This window comes from Aquabacterium sp. A7-Y (assembly GCF_026153205.1).
Taxonomy (GTDB): domain Bacteria; phylum Pseudomonadota; class Gammaproteobacteria; order Burkholderiales; family Burkholderiaceae_C; genus Caldimonas.
In genome coordinates this window covers 128372-147976 of record NZ_JAPFBW010000009.1, presented here as the reverse complement: position 1 = coordinate 147976, position 19605 = coordinate 128372, and the positions used below count along the sequence as shown (strand labels likewise).

Genomic DNA, 19605 nt, shown 5'->3' with positions numbered 1-19605 from the left:
AGCGCCGGGCCGCTCCCAAGCCGGCCCGCATCCCCTCGGGGGATCGGCCGACGTACCCGTCGGTCGAGGGGCTGTCATGAACTTCGCGGCGGCATGGCGCTCGGCCTGGCGCGCGCTGGTCACCAACCTGATGCGCAGCGTGCTCACCATGCTGGGCATCATCATCGGCGTGGCCGCGGTCATCACGATGATCGCCATCGGCGGTGGCGCGCAGGCCCGGGTGGCCGAACAGATCCGCTCGCTGGGCTCCAATGTCATCCTGCTGATGCCCGGCTCGCGCACTGCCTCGGGCGTGCGCCTGGGCAGCGGCGCCGGCAACACGCTGACCGAGGACGACGCGATCGCGATCGCCCGCGAGGTGCCGGAGGTGCGGGCCACCGCACCGCAGCAGCGCACCGGGGCCCAGGTGGTGGCGCAAAACGCCAACTGGCCGACCCAGGTGCTGGGCACCACCAATGAATTTTTCGAGGTGCGTGACTGGCCGGTGGAGGCAGGCCGGCTGTTCGAGCCGGCCGAGCTGGCGCGTTCGGCCAAGGTCGCGTTGATCGGCCAGTCGGTGGCGCGCGAGCTGTTCGGCGACGAGGACCCGATCGACCAGATGATCCGCGTCAACCGGGTGCCGCTGACCGTGATCGGCGTGCTCGGGCGCAAGGGCCAGAACTCCTTCGGCCAGGACCAGGACGACCTCGTCGTGGTGCCGCTGTCGACCTATCGCAACCGGGTGCAGGGCCGCAGCTCCAGCCGGCTGCGCACGGTGGGCAGCGTGACGGTGCAGGTGCACGAGGGCCAGAGCATGCAGGCGGCCGAGGAGGGCATGCGCCAGCTGCTGCGCCAGCGCCACCGCCTGCAGCCCGACCAGGAGGACGACTTCACGATCCGCAACCTCACCGAGGTGCTGGCGGCCCAGGAGGCCTCGACCCAGGTGATGACCTGGCTGCTCGCCGCGGTGGCGGGCGTGAGCCTGGTGGTGGGCGGCATCGGCATCATGAACATCATGCTGGTGAGCGTGACCGAGCGCACCCGCGAGATCGGCCTGCGCATGGCGGTGGGCGCCCGCTCGCGCGATATCCTCGGGCAGTTCCTGATCGAGGCGGTCACGCTCAGCGGCGTCGGCGGCGCGATCGGCATCGCGCTCGGGGCGCTGGCCTCGGCGGCGGTTGCCTGGTTCGCCGGCTGGGAGGTGGTGCTGGGTTGGCCGGCCATCGTGCTGGCCGCCGGCTTCTCGGCCGCGGTCGGCGTGTTTTTCGGGTTTTATCCGGCACGGCGCGCCGCGGCGCTGCTGCCCATCCAGGCTCTGCGTCATGAATGAGAACCGCCCCCTCCGGCCGCCCTCTGCGCGCCTCGTATCGCCCGCCTCGCGGCGTCGCCTGCTGCTGGTCGCGGCTGCCGCGTCGGGTCTGCTGGCAACCGGCTGCGCCGGGCTGCGCGGCGAGCGCACCCTCGAGATCTCCGAAGCCCGGCTGCTCGAAGCGCTGAACGGGCAGTTCCCCTTCAACTCGCGCGTGCTCGGCGCGCTCGATCTGGTCGCGCTGTCGCCGCGGCTGCGGCTGCTGCCGCAGGAGAACCGGCTGGGCACCGAGTTCGACCTGAAGCTCGGCGCCTTCCTCGGCAGCCGGCCGGTGCGGGGCACGGTCGGGCTGAGCTACGGGCTGCGCTACGACCCCGCGAGCCGCAGCGTGCGGCTGTCGGAGCCGCGTGTCGAGCGGCTCGACCTGACGGGCTGGCAAGGCCAGCGCGAAGGCAGCCTGAGCCGCGTCGCGACCGCGCTGGCCGAGGACCTGCTCAGCGAGCTGAGCGTGTACGAACTCAAGCCCGAGGACCTGCAGCAGCTGGACGCACGGGGTTATCAGCCCGGTCCCATCCGGGTCACCGAGCGCGGCCTGGCCATCACCTTGCAGCCGGTGCGCTGAAGCCCTGCGCGGGCATCCGACGCTTGCACGGTTGCGAAGCTACACAGCTTCAGCAATCCGCCTGGGTATCATGCCCGGCGTTTCTCAGTAAGGGGGCTATTTGGACATCGCGCTGTTGTTGAAGGCGGCCGTCATGGGCATCGTCGAGGGGCTGACCGAGTTCCTGCCGATCTCGTCGACCGGGCACCTCATCCTCACGTCTTCGCTGCTCGGCCTGGTGGGCGACAAGGTCAAGGTCTTCGAGATTGCGATCCAGACCGGCGCGATGTTCGCCGTGATGTGGGAGTACCGCGAGCGCCTGCTGCGCACGGTCACCGGCATCACGCACGACCCGGCGGCGCAGCGCTTCGCGCTCAATGTCGTGATCGCCTTCGTGCCGGCCGTGGTGATGGCCCTGGTGTTCGGCTCGATGATCAAGGAGCGGCTGTTCAACCCGATTTTCGTCGCGTCGGCCTTCGTGATCGGCGGCCTCATCATCCTGTGGGCCGAGCGCCGCCACCGCCGCCACTTCGGCGAACGCGACCTCGAAGGCGGCCGCCGCGCCCGCGTCGAGACGGTGGACGACATGACGCCGCTGGACGCGCTCAAGGTGGGCCTGGTGCAATGCGCCGCGCTGCTGCCGGGCACCAGCCGCTCGGGCGCCACCATCATCGGCTCGATGATCTTCGGCTTCTCGCGCAAGGCGGCCACCGAGTTCAGCTTTTTCCTCGGCATCCCGACCTTGATCGGCGCCGGCGTCTACTCGCTCTACAAGCAGCGCTCGCTGCTCAGCGTCGAGGACCTGCCGATGTTTGGCGTGGGCCTGCTGTTCGCCTTCTTCAGCGCGCTGCTGTGCATCCGCTGGCTGATCCGCTACGTGTCCACCCACGACTTCACCATCTTCGCGTGGTACCGCATCGTGTTCGGCGGCCTGGTGATCCTGACCGCCTGGACCGGCTGGGTGGAGTGGCACGGCTGAGCCCGGCTCAGCGTTTCCTGAACACCAGGTCCCAGACGCCGTGGCCGAGGCGCAGGCCGCGGTTCTCGAACTTGGTCAAGGGCCGATAGTCGGGCTTGGGCGCATAGTCGGCCGCCGTGTTCCGCAGCGCTGGCTCGGCCGTCAGCACGTCGAGCATCTGCTCGGCATATGGCTGCCAGTCGGTGGCGCAGTGCAGGTAGCCGCCGGGCGCCAGCCGCGAGGCCAGCAGGGCCACGAAGGGCGGCTGGATCAGGCGGCGCTTGTGGTGGCGCTTCTTGTGCCAGGGGTCGGGGAAAAAGACGTGCACCCCGGCCAGCGAAGCCGGCGCGATCATGTGCTCCAGCACCTGCACCGCATCGTGGCGGACGATACGCAGGTTGGTGAGATGCTTTTCGGCGATGCGCTTGAGCAGGGCGCCGACACCGGGCTCGTGGACCTCGCAGCCGATGAAGTTGTCCTCGGGCCGGACCGAGGCGATGTGGGCCGTCGCTTCGCCCATGCCGAAGCCGATCTCGAAGACGGTGGGGGCGCGGCGCCCGAAGCTCGCCTCGACGTCGAGCAGCGTTTCCTGGTAGGGCAGCACGAAACGCGGGCTCAGTTCGGCCAGCGCGCGCGCCTGGCCCTCGGTGGTGCGGCCGGCGCGCATGACATAGCTGCGGATGGAGCGCGGGTGCGCGACCTCGTCCGGCGCCTCGGAGGCGGGCGGCGGGGGAGTGGATTCATCGTGTGACATAGGGCGGGATTGTGCCGCGCACGGCGCGTGACCAGCGCCGGCGCACGTTTACTGCATCGCCGCCAGCAGCGCGCTGGGCGCGTCCTCGCGCGCCAGCAAGGTCAGCCGCTCGCGGGCCCGGGTGATGGCGACGTAAAAAAGGTTGGCCTCGTCCCCGGCCGGCTCGTGGGGGTCGGGAAAGCGGTGCCGCTCCAGCCAGGGCAGGAGGACGTGGTCGAACTCCAGGCCCTTGGCGGCCTCGATGCTGCCGAGAACCAGGCTCTCGCTGTCCTTGAGCTGCTGTTGTCGCAGCTCGGCGGCGTTGAGGCTCGCAAAAAAACTCGGCCGCCGTCTCGAAGGCGCCGGCCAGCTGCGTCAGGCCCTCGATGTTGCCGAGCGCCTCCTCGCGCCGCTGCTTCTCCACCAGCAGGCCGGCCGCCATGCCGCGCAGGTCCAGCGCTTCGAGGAAGTGCGGCAGCATCTGCGGCCCGGTCTCGCTCTTTGCCACCTCCAGCGCCGCCGTGAGCCGGCGACGCAGGCGCGGCTGCGCGTTTTTCATCACCTGGTTCTCGAAGAAGGCCACCAGCACGCGCGGGCTCTCGATGGCGGCCTGGACCGCCTCCTGCACCAGGCGGCGCTGCGGCACCTCGGGCCGCTCGGCATCGACGATCTCCACCTCGCAGAAAAACACCAAGGCCTCGACGATGCGGCGCCGTGTGTCCTCGCTCTCGACGCTCCTGAAGTTGTCCGCCGCGACCGCCAGCAGGCCGCGCACGAGCAGGATCTCGGGCCGCAGCAGATAGCTCTCGAAGCCGCGCACGATATAGGGCAGGCCGGCTTCCAGCAGCCGGTTCTCCAGCGCGATGGACTGGCCCTCGTGGCGCAGCAGCACCGCGAACTCGGACATGCGCCGGCCCTTGTGGCGGGTCTTCCAGTCCTGCGCCTCCTGCAGAATCAGGTCGACGCAGCCGCTGTCGTCGCGGTAATGCTGCAGCGACACGGTGGTGTCTTGCTCGCTGTTCGAGGCATAGGGCTTGCGGGCCAGCTGGCCCGCCCGGCGCGCCAGCGCCGGCCCGAAGCGGTAGCTGGCGGTCAGCGGCAGGCGGGTGATGCGCCGGTGCGTCTGCACCGCCAGCTCGTCCTGCATGAAGCGGGCCTCGGCGCCCGCGACCTTGTGGATCACCTGGTCGTGGTCGCCGGCGCCGCAGAAGAAACAGCGCGGGTGGCTCAGCAGCAACTGCTCCAGCACCACGAACATCGCACGGTTGAGGTCGTGCATCTCGTCGACCACCAGCACCTTGACGACCCCGGGCCAGCCGGCCTGGCCCTGCAGCGGTTCGGCGCGCAGGATCAGCCGCGCCAGGTCGTAGGTCGCGTCGAAGGGGCCGCGGAAGGCCGGCTTGTCGGGATGGCCACCGCGCCGAACCACGTTTTCATAGTGCCGGAAGACCTGCAGCTGGAGGTAGTCGCGGCCCAGCTCGGCGGCGTAGTCCGGGTCCAGCGGACCCTCGTGGGCGTCGAGGTCGAGCTGCATCGTGCCTTTGAGGTGCAGCATCTCCTGCAGGAAGCTCTCGATCGCACCGTTGTCGCCGACGCTGGGAAGGTGCAGCTCGTCGCGGTGGCGTTCGTGCGGGTTGTTCTCGACCCGCAGCACCGCTTCCCAGACAAACGGCCGGAGCTCCTCGGCCGTGCGCAGCAGCGGCACCGGGCTGCCTTCCAGCACGCGCAGCACCGAGGCCGAGAAGGATTCGAAGGTCTCGATGCGCAGGCGCTGGACCACGGCGTGCGGCAGCCCGATCTTGCGCAAGGCGGCCTTCAGCGCCGCCACCGCCGGCTCGGTGAAGGTCAGCGCCAGCACGTGTTCGGGCGCCACGCCGCGCTGGCAGGACTCGGCGATGCGCAAGGCCAGCGTGGTGGTCTTGGCCGCACCCGCGTTGGCCTCGATGACCAGCGTGTTGGCGGTCGCGGTCTGGACGGCCGTCTGCTCGTCGGTCGGCGTGAGGGTCTTGGGGATAAAACGGGCCGGGGTCAAGGCGGTTCCTGGGGCGCTCGGGGACAAAGGAAAGCCGGCATTGTGGGCGAAGTGCGCGGCCGTTGGCCGGGCCGCGTGACTTCACGCGCCGGCTCGCGCTACAATCCGCGTCCAATGCGGGTGTAGTTCAATGGTAGAACGGCAGCTTCCCAAGCTTCATACGAGGGTTCGATTCCCTTCACCCGCTCCACTCAACCCGTTGATTCACAACGGGTTTTTTGTTTAGGCGCCTAGCCTGCTGCGGTTCTACTGGGGAATCCGCAACTTGGCGGGCCGCGCTACCCCGTGTCACGTCATGCGAACGGCCTGCCACGGAGGCGTTCACCGCAGCCCGGTTGCGTCCACGGTCCGCGTCTGGAATCCACCTCGCGTAGTCCTTCAGCACCGTCTGCAGCGAATGACAGTGCTGTGAAGCGACAGTACGGATCGCATCCAGTCATGAGGGCGATGGGTCAGGACGTCCGAGCGTCTGCTGCAGCGAGTACGGCTTGAGCCCGCTTCGTGTTCGCGTCTGCATTCCGCTTCAGGAACGCAATCTGTTCGTCGGTGAGTGAGGCAGGCGTGGAGAGCGCGGCGACAAGCGAGACGACATTGCTGCGAATGATCTGAATCAGCTCTGCGGCCTCGGCGTCTGGCGCGATCGGTTCGTAGGCCGATAGGCGCTGGCGGAGATCGCCAACGGCTTGCATGTCAAGTCGTCGATCGTGATGCCGAATCGCAAATGCGTCAACGAGGAAGCCGACCTCCTTTGCGAGTCCCAGCAGTTGGACTTTAAAGCGGAGACTTTGCAGTCTCTCAGCCTTCTCTCGCTCTTGGCGCTGTCGTCGGACCTGGGCCGCAGGCACCCAAACCGCGATAGCAATACCGACGACGGAGAACACCGCCTGTACCCAGGCCGGAGCTGTGTCTTCTCTGATCCAAGCAAAGGCGCCCAAGTCGGACAGGGCAAACAGCATGACGGGGACAAAGACTATCAGTGCGACCCAAGCGAGCGGGTCTCGGTACCAAGGGGCGCGGCCGGGGCGCATGGGTGCACAGCTCCTACCAATATCCGACCCATCCTATCCGGAACCCCGCAGGTGGCCGCGTGAGATCGTTCACGATGTGGGTGAGACGACGACGGACCATCCCTGGAGCCGGGGCGTCTGGCGGACGAAGTGGAGGCAACACGCGAAGACGTTTGCTGGTGCCATGAGCCTGCGCCTTCTGCGAGTGGAAGCAGCATAGTGGCAGGCGAACGGCTGAAGATCGAGGCGACGCTACCGGACAAGCCTGAGATGTTCGCTCCTACATCCCGAATGGCCTGGGACGACCCGGACCTGACGGTCGGCAAGCTCCTACCAGTCCGCCGCTGATTCGACCAGCACACCACCGACGGTAACGCCCGTGACGTTACGCCGGCGTTGCTCGACCGTGCTGCCGGCATCACAGGATTCGCACGGGCAATGCGCGACGTCGCGTGTGTCGGGCTGCTTTGGAGTACCCCCAAACTTGCGGGGAGCAGGCGGCGCCAGGCCAGTCCCGAGCCCCTCGGAAACGATTTCGCTCCCTCTCCTTTCTATACTGCCCCTAACCACAAGGGCTTGGGAGGAAAGGACAGGATGGGAAAGCCGTTCATCGTTCTCGGTGACAAGACCAGCCACGGCGGCACTGTTATCGGCGCGTCCGCGGAGACCGACACTCACGGCGCACTCATCGCACGCATCGGCGACATGGTCTCCTGCCCCAAGAAGGGATGCCGCGGGGTATTTCCGATCGTGCAAGGCGATGCCTCGATCGTGATCGACGGCTCGCCAGCTGCGTACCACGGATGCAAAGTCGCATGTGGAGCGACACTCATCGCGTCTCAGATGCTGACGACCACAGAGCCCTCGGGTGGTTCTGGTCTGGGCTCCGCCGGCGTGGGTATGGATCGGCTCGGCGACATTGCGGAGGGCCTGGCTGCTGCGTATGAAGACGAACCTCTGGATGAGGCGCGCGAGCGCTTCCGGGGCCGATTCCAGGTGGTGAACCGGAACACCGGGCAGCCGATAGCAGGCAAGAGCGTTCGGGTTCGGTCGACCGGCGGGCAGTACCTCACGGGCACCACCGACGGAGAGGGCTACACGCAGTGGGTAGACCGTGATGCGGCAGAAGCGCTGGCATTCGACCTGATCGAACAAGAGACATCATGACAGACCAGAACAGAGGACCGTTCGCAAGCGGCGGCATGTCGAAAGAGGGGACGACGACGGTCGTTAATATTAATGAACCTGAACTCGACTACGTAGACAAGAAGGTTGTCTGCTCGGCCATCTGCAAGTGCAAAGACACGCCGGACGTGGGGAAGGATGGACGCTCGCTCAAGCAAGCGTGCGTGTCCGGTCGGCTCAAGGTGGTTGACCAGGCGTTGCAACACCGCAGCCCATACAAGCCCGAGGTCAACTACGACATGACGAAGGAGCCACCGGCTCCCATCATGGACAGCTCGGTCGAGACAAAAGGGCATGACTGGCTGCCTGGATGGATCAAGAAGTGGTGGGCCGAGGACCCCGAGCACCCACCTTTCCAGCCTGGTCAGGGGATGATTCGGCGACCTGATGTCGTGATCGTGAAGGACCCGACCAAACCGCCGACGCAGGACAACATCAAGCAGGTGGTCGAGGTGAAGTTCCCCCCTGACACCGTCAGCCAAGCTCAGAAGGACGACTACAAGAGAATCGCGGGCGACGTAGACGTCGTGACGATGACACCAGACAAGTGCGACTGCGACAAGCCGGAGCCCGATCAGCCGAAGATCCCTGTTGAAGACATCGGCACCCTTGGCGCCATCGGTTGGTTGTTGATGACCATACTGGGCAGGAAGCCACCTCGTGGACCCGTTCCGCAGTTCTGAGGACGAAATGACCGATTCTTTTGACTACGTCAAGTTTGTGCGCGAGCACGGGGACAAAGCCGCCATCCCCGGTGGCTTGCTGACCAAGCAAGGCAAGCAAGACTATGTGGGGGCGGTGCCTGCAGTGACGGGCACGCTGTTCTTCAAGGACGCGCACACCCGAGCTGTCCGCGACGCCATCTGCGAGTGCTTCGAAGAGTATGAAGCCATCGCCAAACAGCATCTCACATGGCTGTGGCGCGAGGAGCCGCCTGAAGGCCCAGACAAGATGGCCTACCCTAAAGCGGCGCCGCTGCGCGAGATGATGAAGCGGATGAACGAAAACGACCTGGTGAGCTTCTACTACGTGAGCGGCAAGCAACCTCATGACAGCGGAGCTTGGGAATTCCAGGTTGTGGGAAGACGGGGTTGGCAAGCAAAGCTGAAAAGCGCGGGCTTCTCGTCGCTGCGCTTCAGTGTCCCGCCGCTATACCTGCATCAGAACCCGCGCGCATTCCAGCAGATGTTTGTCAACTTCGCGCGCCGGCTGAAGGCAGAACATGGCTATGGCGGCAACGCCTTGGTGAGGTCGGTTGTGCGTGACGTCGATAACGAGCCGGTCGAAGCCTATATGGCGGAGAAGCTGAATGCGCTCGACGTCGGCACACCGTTCGGTGTTTCAAGAGCGGTTGTGGGAGGAATTAAAACGGTCTCTTGGCTGACCGCGATCAACAACGACATGGTCGAGAAGGTCGGTGGGCTGAGCAGGATTCGCTCTGAGCTTCCGGGTGGTTGGTTCGCCGTGTACGACTACGGCAACGGAGTGGTGATTCAGGCCGGTCCCCAGCCTGAAATCGCCCCAGTAGACCAAAACCCGAAGCCCGCGATTTATGTGCTTCCGAACATGCTTCTGAAGGACGTTCGTGTCCCACAGATTGGATCGCTGCACGGCCCTTCACTTGACGGGGAACCGCGTATCAGAGGGCAGGCCGCAGAGGACTGGCTCCGCCGCTTCGATGTATCAGAAGAGGAGTTGCTACCCTATAAGGCGAAGCTGCTCGACGAGCCAAAGCTGAGCACGGAAACGATGCTGCCGGACCGGCTCTGAAGTGCCATGACGTCCATGCTAAGTCCGCAGTTTCTGTCCGTGGTGGCGATTCTGCTATCGGTTATTGGGGTCGTTCTGTCGATTCTCAACTACCTTCGCGACCGGGCGGTTGTCCGAGCATGGTGCGTCATTGAGCATCATCACGCTGGGGCCGTGCCAGATGAAACCACCCCGTGCTTGCGAATCAGGATTGCGAACCTTGGTCGAAGGCCAGCGGTTGTACTCTCACTTGCAATGGAGTCCGCCAAGCACAGGTGGTGGATGGCACTTACTGAACCGAAATACCCGCAGAAGGACCCGGGCGGCAATATGACCGTCAGGGAAATTGTGGAGGCGTTGAATGAGCACAGGCTCGCTCAAAACTCTGCCATTCGCCTATCGGAGGGCGAGGTGGTGGACTTTGAGTTTTGGCCTGATCAGGGGGACAGATTCCTACATTTCCCTCCGGACACTGGCGAGTTCGTCGACGCAAAGAAGCTGGTCGTCGAAGGGATCGGGAGGCGCTACAGGGTAAAGAACGACACACGCAACCTGCCTGTGTTCTTCAAGGCGTGGAGGGACGCCTTGGCACGGCAAGACGCGGCCAGGCAGAGGAAGGGCGCTACTGCGGAATCCACTGCGGAATGAGCCCGTTTTAGCCCCCTCCAGCCCGGTTCTGTTGCCCCATCTTCGAGGCAACGACAGGCCGGAGGGGGCTCCAGCGGGCCGGGCAAAGGGTTCGATTCCCTTCACCTGCTCCAGCTAACGCCTTGATTTTCAAGGCGTTTTTGTTCGGGCGCCCGGCCTGCGGCAGTTCTGATGCCGTATCCACCATCTAGCGAGCCGCGCAATCCAGCTCGGCGTCACTCGCATCTCTGCCGCAGTGCTGAGGCGGAACGGCTGTACTTCCACTCGCTCCGTTTCCTGGCATCGTCGGTGCGCTAGGCGCCAAGAGAGCGCTGGAGGCCGGGCCACGCGAGGTGCGCTCACGGCTTGGACCGGTTCCTAGTGGGGCGGTCCAGTTCCTGGAAGAACTCGGATGGCTGCAGTCCCAGTGCTCCGATGATTCGCAGGATGTTGATGAGTGCCCAGTTGTGCTCGCCGCGCTCGATTCCAGCGATATCGCTGCGGTCGATGCCGCACGCGTCACCGGAGGCTTCCTGCGAGTAGCTCAGGGCCAACCTGCGACATGCCGAGCCGGGGGTGGAAGGCGTTTGCATGGCGGGCGGAACGAGCGGTGCTTGTGTCGCCGTGACAAGTGCCGGGCCGTGCCCATCATGCTCCGGCTTGGAGCAAAAAATCGGCGCGGACACAGGGCCGTTCATGCGGACTGTCGCTCTGATGGCCGCATGGCCGGACGGGTATCACCGGACAGGAACAGCCGCCTTAACCTCCCCACGGACCCGATTCGGAACCCAGCTACCGGGTTCCGCTTCGGCCGACTTCCCCAACGCAAGGAGGATCCATGTCAGCTTGTCGATTGCCGTTCCGGCGCCTCGCTCTTCAACTCGTCCTGTCGTCCGCCAGCGCGCTCTGCGTGGCTGAGACCGCGCCGCCTCAGGACGCCGCGGCCCAGAGGACCGCCACGACTGCCACCCGGCAATGCGGCGCCCTGTACGCCAACCAGTACCTGGCCCTGGGCGATTCGATGCCGTCCTGCAACGGCCGCGCGACCCTGGTGCACCAGAACGACGGCAATGTGGTCGAGTACGTGAGCACGGGAGCACTGTGGGACACCGGCACCTGGGGCCGATCCACGTCGCACTTCATCATGCAGACCGATGGCAACCTCGTCCTCTACAACGGCCCACAGCCGATCTGGGCGTCCAACACCGCGGGCAATCCGGGCGCGTGGCTCGCCGTCCAGGACGACTGCAACCTCGTGATCTACAGCGGTGGCGGTGGCGTGCTCTGGGCCACCAACCGGTTCTGTCCGTGACACGCCGCACCCTCGTTCGCCCCGCGCCGCCCTGAGCCAGCTTTGTTGTGCAAGCGCAGGGGCCGCACGGCCATTCGTGGATGGCAGGTCGCGATCGCGCCAGGCCGCCGGTCCCTGTGCAGCGCCACTGCTGAGGAGAAGTCATGACACGCCAGACTCCCTCGCCGCCCGACAGGATGTTGATGAGCGCCTCCCGCATCGACGGATAGGGCAACGCAGGAGGTCGTCACGGGCCATCTACGGCGCGCACCTTCTTCTCTTGGAGAACACGCGGCTCGTTGAACCAGGACTTGCACCTAAGAGGCATTGCCTTGAACCTGCGGGCGAGGAGGGTGGTTCGCGCGACTGGCGACGTCCGAGCCAGGGTGGCATAGCGCGCCGCCGGCCTTGACCTGTGGCAATCTGCCACATACATTGGGTGTATGGCTCAATCAATCCGCGTCTCCGACGATCTCTACGACCTCGCTCAAACGGTCAGCGCGGCTCTTGGCCGCTCCTTGGCGCAGCAGATCGAATACTGGGCTCGCCTTGGCGCCGCCCTGGATGCTGCCGGTCTGACCTCAGATCAGGCGACAAAGATCCTCAACGGGGACGTCGATTTGAAAGCCCAGGTGCGGGCCCTACTGGGTTCCTCTCACGCCGAGCGTTACGAGGGACTTGGATCTCCAGTGGTCGCAGCGCGCAGGAGCGGGCTGCTGCGGGATGTGGTCGAAGGCCGTCGTACTGCCCAGTCGCTTTTCGTCATTCCCGACGAGCTGGTTCGCAGCGCAAAGCTGACGTTTCCAAGCCCGCCGGAAAGTGATGGCGCTGGATGGTGAAGCGCAAGTCTGAGGCGGTCACACCTCCCGAGGTGGTGGAGCGTCTGCTGGGTACCGCTGAAGACGACATCCTGATCGGTGGCCAGGCGCTGGCATTCTGGGTGCAGCGTTATGGGCTCTCCGTTCCCGCGAAGTTCCCGGCCATATCCAACGACGTCGACTTCCTGACAAGCTCGCCAGCGGGCCGTGAGCGGGTGGCCGCCTTTGCTCGGGCCATCCGTGGGGCGACCTACTTCCCCAGCGAGCGAGCATTGACTGCCTTGGTGGGCCAGGCCTATGTGGACCTTTCGGAAGATGAGGTCATCAACGTTGACGTCCTCTTCCAGGTGTTCGGCATCGATGCAGAAGCCGTTCGCGAACGAGCTGTGCGGGTGCAGATGTCAGGGATGGACTTCCTGGTGATGCACCCACTGCATGTTCTGCGCAGCCGCCTGCTCAATCTCTACAAATTGCCCGAGAAGCAGGACGACAAGGGCGTGATGCAAGTCCGTATGGCCATTGACGTCGCACGAGAGTTTCTACGTCAGGAACTGCGCTTGTCCAAGAATGCCGACCTTGAGACCGGCCGCAGTCCGATCCAGGCATACGTGTCTGAGATCGAGCGCCTGGCGATAGAGGATGCAGGCAGAAAGGTCGCCCAACGCTTCGGGATCCATATCGCCGATGCCATCGATCCGACTCTCATTCCGCCGGGGCCCTTCTGGGTAAACCGTTGGCCAGGCCTGAAAGAAATGATGTCCCTGGAGTACTCGTCTCGCTTCCAAGCACCCGAACCGGCCGCACGACCGTTGAAAAGGAGGAAGTCATGATCCGGCCGTTGGTTCTTCTTGCTTCGAATGAACAGCCCGAGCAGCGGGCTCGGGCTGTCAACCCGCGGCACGTCGGCCTTGATCGGCCTCGCCGCAGAGCAGGTCGATGAGCGAGGTATCCGCCTTGCCCAAAAAAGCTCGGCTCCTAGCCGGCGGCCGACGGCAGGGCCGCCGTCGACACCGGGGCGCTGCCCGGTGCTGCTGCGGCCTGCACCCCTGGCTCACCAGGCCCCGGCATCGCACGCAGCTCCACCTTGATGCCGCGCGGCCCGGCATGGGCGACGAAGTCGTCCAGCACCTCGAGGATGTCCCGGTCGATGAAATGGCATCGCGAGCCGTCCACGACCAGTTCGCTGCCGGGCTCGACCTGATCGAGATAGCGGCGCAGCCTGGACTTGCTGAAAAAGGAAACGTCCTTGTTCAGTCGCAGCAGGTAGGCACCGTCGTGGGAGGTGAGGGACAGCGCGCCGCGCATGTTGGCATTGATCACGAAAAGCATGCTGCAGATCAAACCGATGAAGATGCCGATCAGGAGGTCGGTGGCGAGGATGGCAGCGATGGTCACGACGAAAGGCACCCAGCCGGCCGGTCCCTGCTTCCAGGCCGCCACGAACAGGGTCGGCTTGGCGAGCTTGAAGCCGGTCTGCAGCAGGATCGCCGCCAAGGCGGCCAGCGGGAGCCAGTGCAGGACCTGGGCCAGGAACAGCACGCTCAACAGCAGCAGCACCCCGTGCACGACGGACGACAGCCGGGTGCGGGCTCCGGCCTGGATGTTGGCGGAGCTGCGTACGATCACCGCAGTGATCGGCAGGCCGCCGAGCAGGCCGGCGACGACGTTGCCGACGCCTTGGGCCTGCAGCTCCCGATTGGGAGAGGACACACGCTTGAGCGGATCCAGCTTGTCAGCCGCTTCCACGCTGAGCAGCGTCTCCAGGCTCGCGACGATCGCCAGCGACACCGCGGTCATGTAGAGCTCGGGTTTCGCCAGGGCTGACCAGTCGGGGGACCTGAGCTGGCCGAAGAGGCTGCCGAGGCTGTCGACTTCGGGCAGCGTGACGCGCTGATGTTCCGCCAAGGCCGCAGCCGGATCGGCGGTCACCATCAGGGCATGGTAGGCGACGCCCCAGAGCACGACGATCAGCGGCGCCGGCACCTTGCCCAGGACGGGAAGGCGCTTGATCCGAGCTGTCTCCCAGACAAACAGGATGACCAGCGACACCAGCGCGACGATCAGCGCGTCTTCGGTGATCGCGCCGAGCGCTGCCTGCCAGGCGTCGATGGCCTGCACGTCCTGGGGCACGCGTGTCAGTGCCTCTTTGGCCGAGGCAAAGCCGAAGGCGACCGGCAACTGCTTCATGATGAGCGTGATGCCGATCGCGGCCAGCATGCCCTTGATCACAGAGGACGGAAAGCAGGAGCCGAGATTGCCGGCGCGCAACACACCCAGGAGCAGCTGCAGGACGCCGGCCAGTACCACGGCCACCAGGAAGGCCTCGAAGCTGCCCAAGGCAGCGATGGCATCGACGACGATCACCACCAGCCCGGCTGCCGGACCGCTGACGCTGAGCTGCGAGCCGGAAAGCCAGGCGATCACCAGCCCGCCGACGATGCCGGACACGAGTCCGGCCAGCAGCGGCACGCCGCTGGCGAGCGCGATGCCGAGGCACAAAGGCAGCGCGACGAGAAACACCACCGTGCCTGCCGGCAGGTCGTTTTTCAAGTGGCGGAAGATGTCCAGGTCCCCGGGCCGGGGCGCGGACGAGTCGGTGCGCATGAGATCTACTCCTTGACAAGGAAAAGGGCGAACAAAGGCACTCGCGGCGGCATCTGCCACCACGAGCACATGAAAGATGAAACAGAGGGAGGCGCTTCAGCGGACGGCTGAGCGCGTGCCGGTCAGGCCGGTTCTGTCACGGCCTGCCGGGCGTCGATCGACAGCACCTCGCGCAAGCGGCCGTTGGCCAGGCCGTAGACCCAGCCGTGCAGGCGCAGGGCATGGCCGCGCTGCCACGCCTTTTGCACGATGCGTGTTTTCGCGAGCGTGCGCACCTGCTCGGCCACGTTGAGCTCGACGAGGCGATCGACGCTGCGTGCCAGGCGCAGCGGGGGATCCTTTTCGGCATTGCCGGCACCATCGACCTCGTCGCGGCAGCGGCGGTACAGATCGCGCAAGGGGCGGATGCGATCGGCCAGGTAGTTGGTGTCCTCGGTGGCGGCCCTGCCTTCGTTCTCGAGCGCGGGCATCAGGGCGCCACGCACGCCGCCGCAGGCGTCGTGACCGCAGACGATCACGTTGCCGACTTTCAATTCTTCGACTGCGTATTGCAGCGCGCTCATGATGCTGTTGTCATTCGGCAGGACCAGGTTGGCGATGCTGCGGTGAACGAAAAGCTCGCCCGGTGCGGCGTTGGTGATGCGCTCCGCGGGCACGCGGCTGTCTGCGCATCCAATCCAAAACACATCAGGCTGCTGACCCGTAGCCAGGCTCTCGAAGAAGCGCGGGTCGCGCAGCTCCATCTCGCTGGCCCAGGCACGGTTCTCGAGCATGAAGCGTGTTGGCAAGTGCATCGGATCGGCTCCCTTCCTTAGTTGCAGTCATTGAGAACAAGTGAAGGAAGCGTAGCGTCTGTGTTCTATCTGGCAATGAGAATTCAGTGAGCTTTTCACTCCCTTTCACGCGCAACATTCGCTGTCGTGAGGAAGGCAGCGCGAGGCCCATGTTTGCTGCTGGATCGCGTCGCGCTGCGGGATCGCTGTGCCTATGTCGGTGCTACATCTTGTCTATGCATGTAGTCGTGTAGATGGTGTATGCATGTACACGCGCCGGATGCACTGAACTAGGGATTCCTTGTGTTGCGGGTGCTGCAGGCGGCAAAGCACGATCACCACGTGCAGCCTCTCCCGCCAGGCTCACTGTGGCCGATAGCTCACCGTGAGGTCGTAGCTCCCCGCCGTGTACCCCTTCAACACCACATACACCTCCCCATCGGCGCCGACCTCCACGCTGCAGCTTTCCGTGGCCGTGCTCCCGTCCGACTTGCAGTCGTGGCTGCTCGTCGTCGGCGGTGTGCCGCGTTTGGCATAGAGGTCGATGTCGCCGGTGCCGGTGGTGCTGGCCTTGAAGGTGCTGCCGGCCGTGCTCCGGAAGGGGCCGAAGCTGCGCGTCTGGTTCCGGGCCAGGCTGCCATTGAAGGTCTCCACCTTGTCCGGCAGGCCGGGACCGTCGCTGCCCAGCTCGACCATGTAGGCCAGCGCCATCCGTGCAAACTTCAGTGAATGCTCGGCCATGCTGCCGGTGTTGGCGTAGGTGTCGTCGGCTGTATGGATGTGGGGGTTGCTCTGGTTCATCGCCGCCTCGAACGGCATGGACGCGGCATAGCCCTGCGCATTCCAGGAGGCGTGGTCGGAGCAGCCATAGCCGCAGCGGTCGCTGCCGATGTTCAGTGTGGGCAGATAGGTCCGGATCAGGTTCGTGACAAAGGCGTTCTGCTGGGCGTCGGTGTAGTCGGTGAAGATGTAGATGTCGTCGGCCGACCCTTTGTAGTTGGTCATGTCCAGCTGCATCACGCCGACCACGTTGATGCCCGCATTCGCATGGCTCCTGGCAATCTCCTGCGAGCCGCGCAGTCCCACCTCCTCGGCGGCATAGGCCATGAACTTCAAGGTGCGCCGAGGCTGGTAGCCGTTGGCCACCAGCGTGCGGAACACCTCGGTCAGGCTGGCGACGCCGGAGGCGTCGTCGTCGGCGCCGGGTGCGCGGGTGGTCTCGCTGGTGCCCGCCTGGTTGATCGAGTCCAGGTGTCCGCCGAGCACCACCACCTCGTCCGGGTTGTCGGTGCCCCGGATCGTCGCGATCACCGACTTCTGCTTCCAGTTCGGGTGCTTGAACTGCTCCACCGTGATATCGCGGCGTCCGTTGGCCAGTGCGCTCCAACGCTGTTTCAGCCAGTCGGACGCGTTGACGCCCGCTGCCGTCTGGTAATGACGATTCACATGGCCCGACAGATCGAGGATGGTCTGACCGATAGTGCTGGCCTGCATCTGCGACAGCATCGGGGTGACCAGGCTTTGCTGGTCGATGATGTAGCTGGGGCGTGTGGCGGCTGCCAGCGTGGCGGGCCGGGCGGCCCCTGACAGTCGCTGCAGCGTGGTCAGGCCCTCGGCCTGGCTGGCGTGGTACATGTAGCCGCCGCAGCGGCGCAGCTCGGTGTGTACCGATTCCGAGAGCTTGGCGAGGTCGTCCTCGTCCACCTGCACCAGGTGGACGCCCTCGACGCCGCCCGCAGTGGCCGCCCTGGTTGGATCGCCGACGTCGGCCTGCACACGGGCCGTCACCGCAACAGCCGTGTGTTTTTGGAGTTGGGCCAGCGCGGCATCGCCCAAGCTGATCCAGACCTTGTCACCCGCATGGGCGGCCGAGCAGAACGCAAGCAGGCCGGCACCAGCGATGGCCACGGAAGAAAAACGCATCATGAGTCCCCGGTGAGATGAAAAAACTCCGGAGCAGCCCTGCCGGGCGCGCTTGTGGCCCACCTGGCATCGAGCGGCCCCGAAAGCGTGCGAGCGCCGGCACGAGGCCAGCGCGGGTCCATCCTAGGGGCGGCCCGAGCGCCCGGCCAAGGGTTTTTCAGCAACAAGACACATCGGCTGCAAGGGCTGCCAGGACTGTTCCGCCAGCGCCCGGGTGTATCGCATGTGCTCACCGGTGGGGCCGGCCGCGACTGCTTCGTCTTCGGGAAGAACTCGATGCTTTCGGCCCCTGGGGAACAGCGGGCGGCATTGCCGGACTCAACTTCGAAGCCGGCCACCCGGCCGACGACGGCTTCTACAAGGGTCGCGGCTTCACGGGAAACGCAACCGGCGACCACAGCGGCATCTACTTGAACACGTCCGACGGAACGAGCGGCGCATCTTTGAACAGCGGCGGCCCGGCGTTTCCTTGAGCGTGAGTGAGAGGCAGGCGGATGTCGGTCAGCAGCTGGGCCGGTGGCGTGCTGCGCGGATCGTTGAGGTATTCCTCGACCACCGGTGCGTCGGCCGCCTCGTAGCCGGAGCGCACCAGCCATTCGCCATAGAGCCAGCGGTAGGCGCCGTGCATGCTGGCGTACGGGCCGCGGTAGCGCAGCACCGCGTAAACCCCGCCGCGAATCACCGTGTCGGCCAGCGGGTGGCCGTGTTCCACCGCGACGCAGGCTGTCGAGCGCAGCGCGGCCGGCTCCATCGCCGCCGGATCATCGAAGTACAGGCCCAGCATGCGCCAGGGCCGGGGCACGTCGGCGCGTGTGGCCAGCCGGCCGAGCAGGATTTCGAATCCACGTCCGATGCCCATGTAGGGGCCGCGGTGCGCGACGCCGATCGCGTGTTGCGTCGGCCAGGTCTCGATCGTCACCGGGTGCTCCGGGCCGGGCGCGGCCGGTGGCGGCGCCCGGAACGCCACATGGCTGCCCTGTTCCCGGTAGCGCGCTGGCGGCATGCCGTACACCGACTTGAAGATGCGAGTGAACGATTGCAGGTTGGGGTAGCCCGAGCTGCGCGCGACTTCCGCGATCGGCATCGTGCCGTGCGCGATGTAGCCGGCGGCGCGGTGCAGGCGCAGCCGCTTGACAGTGGCGGCCACCGTCTCGCCATGCACCGCGTGGTACACCCGATGCCAGTGGTGCGCTGACAGGCAGGCCACATCGGCCAGCCGGCTCAGGTCGAGCGGCTCGTCGAGGTGGTCGTGGATGTAGGCCGTCACGCGGCGCAGGCGCTCGGCATAGTCGATCCTGCCCGTCAGCGCGCTCATTCGGCGATTCCGACGCAGATGTCGATTTCGCCGTTCGGCTTGTAGTGCTCGTACTCCGCGATGAAGGTCTTCTTCAAGTCCTGGCTCTCCCAGATGCGACGCCAGGCCTCGCCCACCAGGTCGCGCCGCCCGGTTTCCACCGCCAACACCGCGCGCGTGGACGGCGGTACGACCGTCGACACCAAGCCGGGCGGCACCTCGGCCAGGCCGGCCACCGGCGCGCCGACGATCAGCGAGTAGTGGCCGCGGTTGTCGACACCCTCGTGCTCAAAGTGAGTGTAGACCGCGTAGACGTCGGCCGATGTCTTGTTCGGTATGCCTTGCAACACCGCTTCGCGGGCGAAGCGCTGCCAATGAGCGGGAATGGTGGTGAACGCCTCGTCGTTGGAGGTGCGCAGTTCGAGGCCCACGATGGTGAGTGGTTGGGTCTGGTGGATGGTCTTCATGCGGGTGACTCCTCCTGTGATTCCATGCGTCGCATCGTGGCACGGGTCGATTTGACAAGTCTTGCGGACTTCGCGCTGCCAGGCCACAGCATCGGTCGGCTCTCCCTGGGCTTTGTTCGGTCAGTCGGGTCGACAAGTAACCAGATGACTGTCTAGCGACGTCAATGCCGGCAAGGCTCTTGTCTGCCGCAGCGCTGTTTCTGTTGCTTGTCGTTTCACTCTTGCTCCTGATTTCGCTAAACCACCCCGCGAAAG

Annotated in this window: 19 protein-coding genes, 1 tRNA gene and 1 pseudogene; 11 read left to right on the top strand and 10 right to left on the bottom strand. The window is 65.5% G+C overall.

The annotated features are described in order from the left end of the window. Positions 1-76: 76 nt before the first annotated feature. From OOT46_RS10405 to OOT46_RS10395, 3 genes are all read left to right on the top strand, one after another. Positions 77-1309: an ABC transporter permease gene (locus tag OOT46_RS10405; protein WP_265403529.1), complete on the top strand. Its 1233-nt coding sequence runs from the start codon at positions 77-79 to the stop codon at positions 1307-1309. Continuing rightward, on the top strand, positions 1302-1910 hold the full coding sequence (locus tag OOT46_RS10400) for a hypothetical protein (protein WP_265403528.1): 609 nt from the start codon (positions 1302-1304) through the stop codon (positions 1908-1910). Before OOT46_RS10405 ends, OOT46_RS10400 begins: the two co-directional genes overlap by 8 nt. 100 nt (positions 1911-2010) lie before the next feature. After that, the gene (locus OOT46_RS10395; protein WP_265403527.1) at positions 2011-2868 is read left to right on the top strand and encodes an undecaprenyl-diphosphate phosphatase; all 858 of its coding nucleotides are present in this window, start codon (positions 2011-2013) and stop codon (positions 2866-2868) included. A 7-nt stretch (positions 2869-2875) separates the two neighbouring features. On the opposite strand, the gene trmB is transcribed toward OOT46_RS10395, so the two are convergent. From trmB to OOT46_RS10380, 3 genes and pseudogenes are all read right to left on the bottom strand, one after another. Continuing rightward, positions 2876-3601, bottom strand: coding sequence for a tRNA (guanosine(46)-N7)-methyltransferase TrmB (gene trmB / locus OOT46_RS10390; RefSeq protein WP_265403526.1), 726 nt, complete (start codon positions 3599-3601; stop codon positions 2876-2878). 48 nt (positions 3602-3649) lie between these two features. Next, positions 3650-3859: a 3'-5' exonuclease gene (locus OOT46_RS10385; protein ID WP_265403587.1), complete on the bottom strand. Its 210-nt coding sequence runs from the start codon at positions 3857-3859 to the stop codon at positions 3650-3652. Positions 3860-4733: 874 nt separating this feature from the next. Continuing rightward, positions 4734-5612: pseudogene (locus OOT46_RS10380) on the bottom strand (UvrD-helicase domain-containing protein); the annotation flags it as partial. A gap of 116 nt (positions 5613-5728) precedes the next feature. Here OOT46_RS10380 and OOT46_RS10375 point away from each other — a divergent pair. Further along, positions 5729-5802 (top strand) — tRNA-Gly (locus OOT46_RS10375). A 262-nt stretch (positions 5803-6064) separates the two neighbouring features. On the opposite strand, the gene OOT46_RS10370 is transcribed toward OOT46_RS10375, so the two are convergent. After that, a complete protein-coding gene (locus OOT46_RS10370) occupies positions 6065-6568 on the bottom strand; it encodes a hypothetical protein (protein ID WP_265403525.1) in 504 nt (167 codons plus the stop codon). Positions 6569-7213: 645 nt separating this feature from the next. Here OOT46_RS10370 and OOT46_RS10365 point away from each other — a divergent pair. From OOT46_RS10365 to OOT46_RS10350, 4 genes are all read left to right on the top strand, one after another. Continuing rightward, complete coding sequence (locus OOT46_RS10365; RefSeq protein ID WP_265403524.1) at positions 7214-7786, top strand: PAAR domain-containing protein; 573 nt, start codon at positions 7214-7216, stop codon at positions 7784-7786. Next, positions 7783-8487: a VRR-NUC domain-containing protein gene (locus OOT46_RS10360; RefSeq protein WP_265403523.1), complete on the top strand. Its 705-nt coding sequence runs from the start codon at positions 7783-7785 to the stop codon at positions 8485-8487. Before OOT46_RS10365 ends, OOT46_RS10360 begins: the two co-directional genes overlap by 4 nt. Continuing rightward, positions 8465-9574, top strand: coding sequence for a type VI immunity family protein (locus OOT46_RS10355; protein ID WP_265403522.1), 1110 nt, complete (start codon positions 8465-8467; stop codon positions 9572-9574). The genes OOT46_RS10360 and OOT46_RS10355 overlap by 23 nt, the downstream gene beginning before the upstream one ends. A gap of 234 nt (positions 9575-9808) precedes the next feature. Beyond that, positions 9809-10201 carry a hypothetical protein gene (locus tag OOT46_RS10350; protein ID WP_265403521.1) on the top strand — a complete coding sequence of 131 codons (393 nt, stop codon included), beginning with the start codon at positions 9809-9811 and terminating at the stop codon, positions 10199-10201. Positions 10202-10539: 338 nt separating this feature from the next. Here the strand turns inward: OOT46_RS10350 and OOT46_RS10345 are convergent, their stop codons facing one another. Continuing rightward, a complete protein-coding gene (locus OOT46_RS10345) occupies positions 10540-10734 on the bottom strand; it encodes a helix-turn-helix domain-containing protein (protein WP_265403520.1) in 195 nt (64 codons plus the stop codon). Between the two features lie 284 nt (positions 10735-11018). Between OOT46_RS10345 and OOT46_RS10340 the strand changes: the two genes are divergently transcribed. The 3 genes from OOT46_RS10340 (at position 11019) to OOT46_RS10330 (ending at position 13119) form a co-directional block, all read left to right on the top strand. Then, positions 11019-11492 (top strand): hypothetical protein, encoded by a 474-nt coding sequence (locus OOT46_RS10340; RefSeq protein ID WP_265403519.1) that lies wholly within the window; start codon positions 11019-11021, stop codon positions 11490-11492. Between the two features lie 422 nt (positions 11493-11914). Then, positions 11915-12310: a TA system antitoxin ParD family protein gene (locus tag OOT46_RS10335; protein ID WP_265403518.1), complete on the top strand. Its 396-nt coding sequence runs from the start codon at positions 11915-11917 to the stop codon at positions 12308-12310. Further along, the gene (locus OOT46_RS10330; protein ID WP_265403517.1) at positions 12304-13119 is read left to right on the top strand and encodes a hypothetical protein; all 816 of its coding nucleotides are present in this window, start codon (positions 12304-12306) and stop codon (positions 13117-13119) included. The genes OOT46_RS10335 and OOT46_RS10330 overlap by 7 nt, the downstream gene beginning before the upstream one ends. A 145-nt stretch (positions 13120-13264) precedes the next feature. Here OOT46_RS10330 and OOT46_RS10325 read toward each other — a convergent pair whose 3' ends face one another. The 5 genes from OOT46_RS10325 to OOT46_RS10305 all read right to left on the bottom strand — a co-directional run bounded on the left by OOT46_RS10325 (position 13265) and on the right by OOT46_RS10305 (position 19350). After that, complete coding sequence (locus OOT46_RS10325) at positions 13265-14893, bottom strand: SulP family inorganic anion transporter (RefSeq protein ID WP_265403516.1); 1629 nt, start codon at positions 14891-14893, stop codon at positions 13265-13267. Between the two features lie 122 nt (positions 14894-15015). After that, positions 15016-15687 (bottom strand): carbonic anhydrase, encoded by a 672-nt coding sequence (locus OOT46_RS10320; protein ID WP_265403515.1) that lies wholly within the window; start codon positions 15685-15687, stop codon positions 15016-15018. A 342-nt stretch (positions 15688-16029) separates the two neighbouring features. After that, positions 16030-17589 carry a M20/M25/M40 family metallo-hydrolase gene (locus tag OOT46_RS10315; protein ID WP_265403514.1) on the bottom strand — a complete coding sequence of 520 codons (1560 nt, stop codon included), beginning with the start codon at positions 17587-17589 and terminating at the stop codon, positions 16030-16032. Positions 17590-17995: 406 nt separating this feature from the next. Then, complete coding sequence (locus OOT46_RS10310) at positions 17996-18904, bottom strand: AraC family transcriptional regulator (RefSeq protein WP_265403513.1); 909 nt, start codon at positions 18902-18904, stop codon at positions 17996-17998. Continuing rightward, positions 18901-19350: a GyrI-like domain-containing protein gene (locus OOT46_RS10305; protein WP_265403512.1), complete on the bottom strand. Its 450-nt coding sequence runs from the start codon at positions 19348-19350 to the stop codon at positions 18901-18903. Before OOT46_RS10305 ends, OOT46_RS10310 begins: the two co-directional genes overlap by 4 nt. Positions 19351-19605 lie beyond the last annotated feature (255 nt).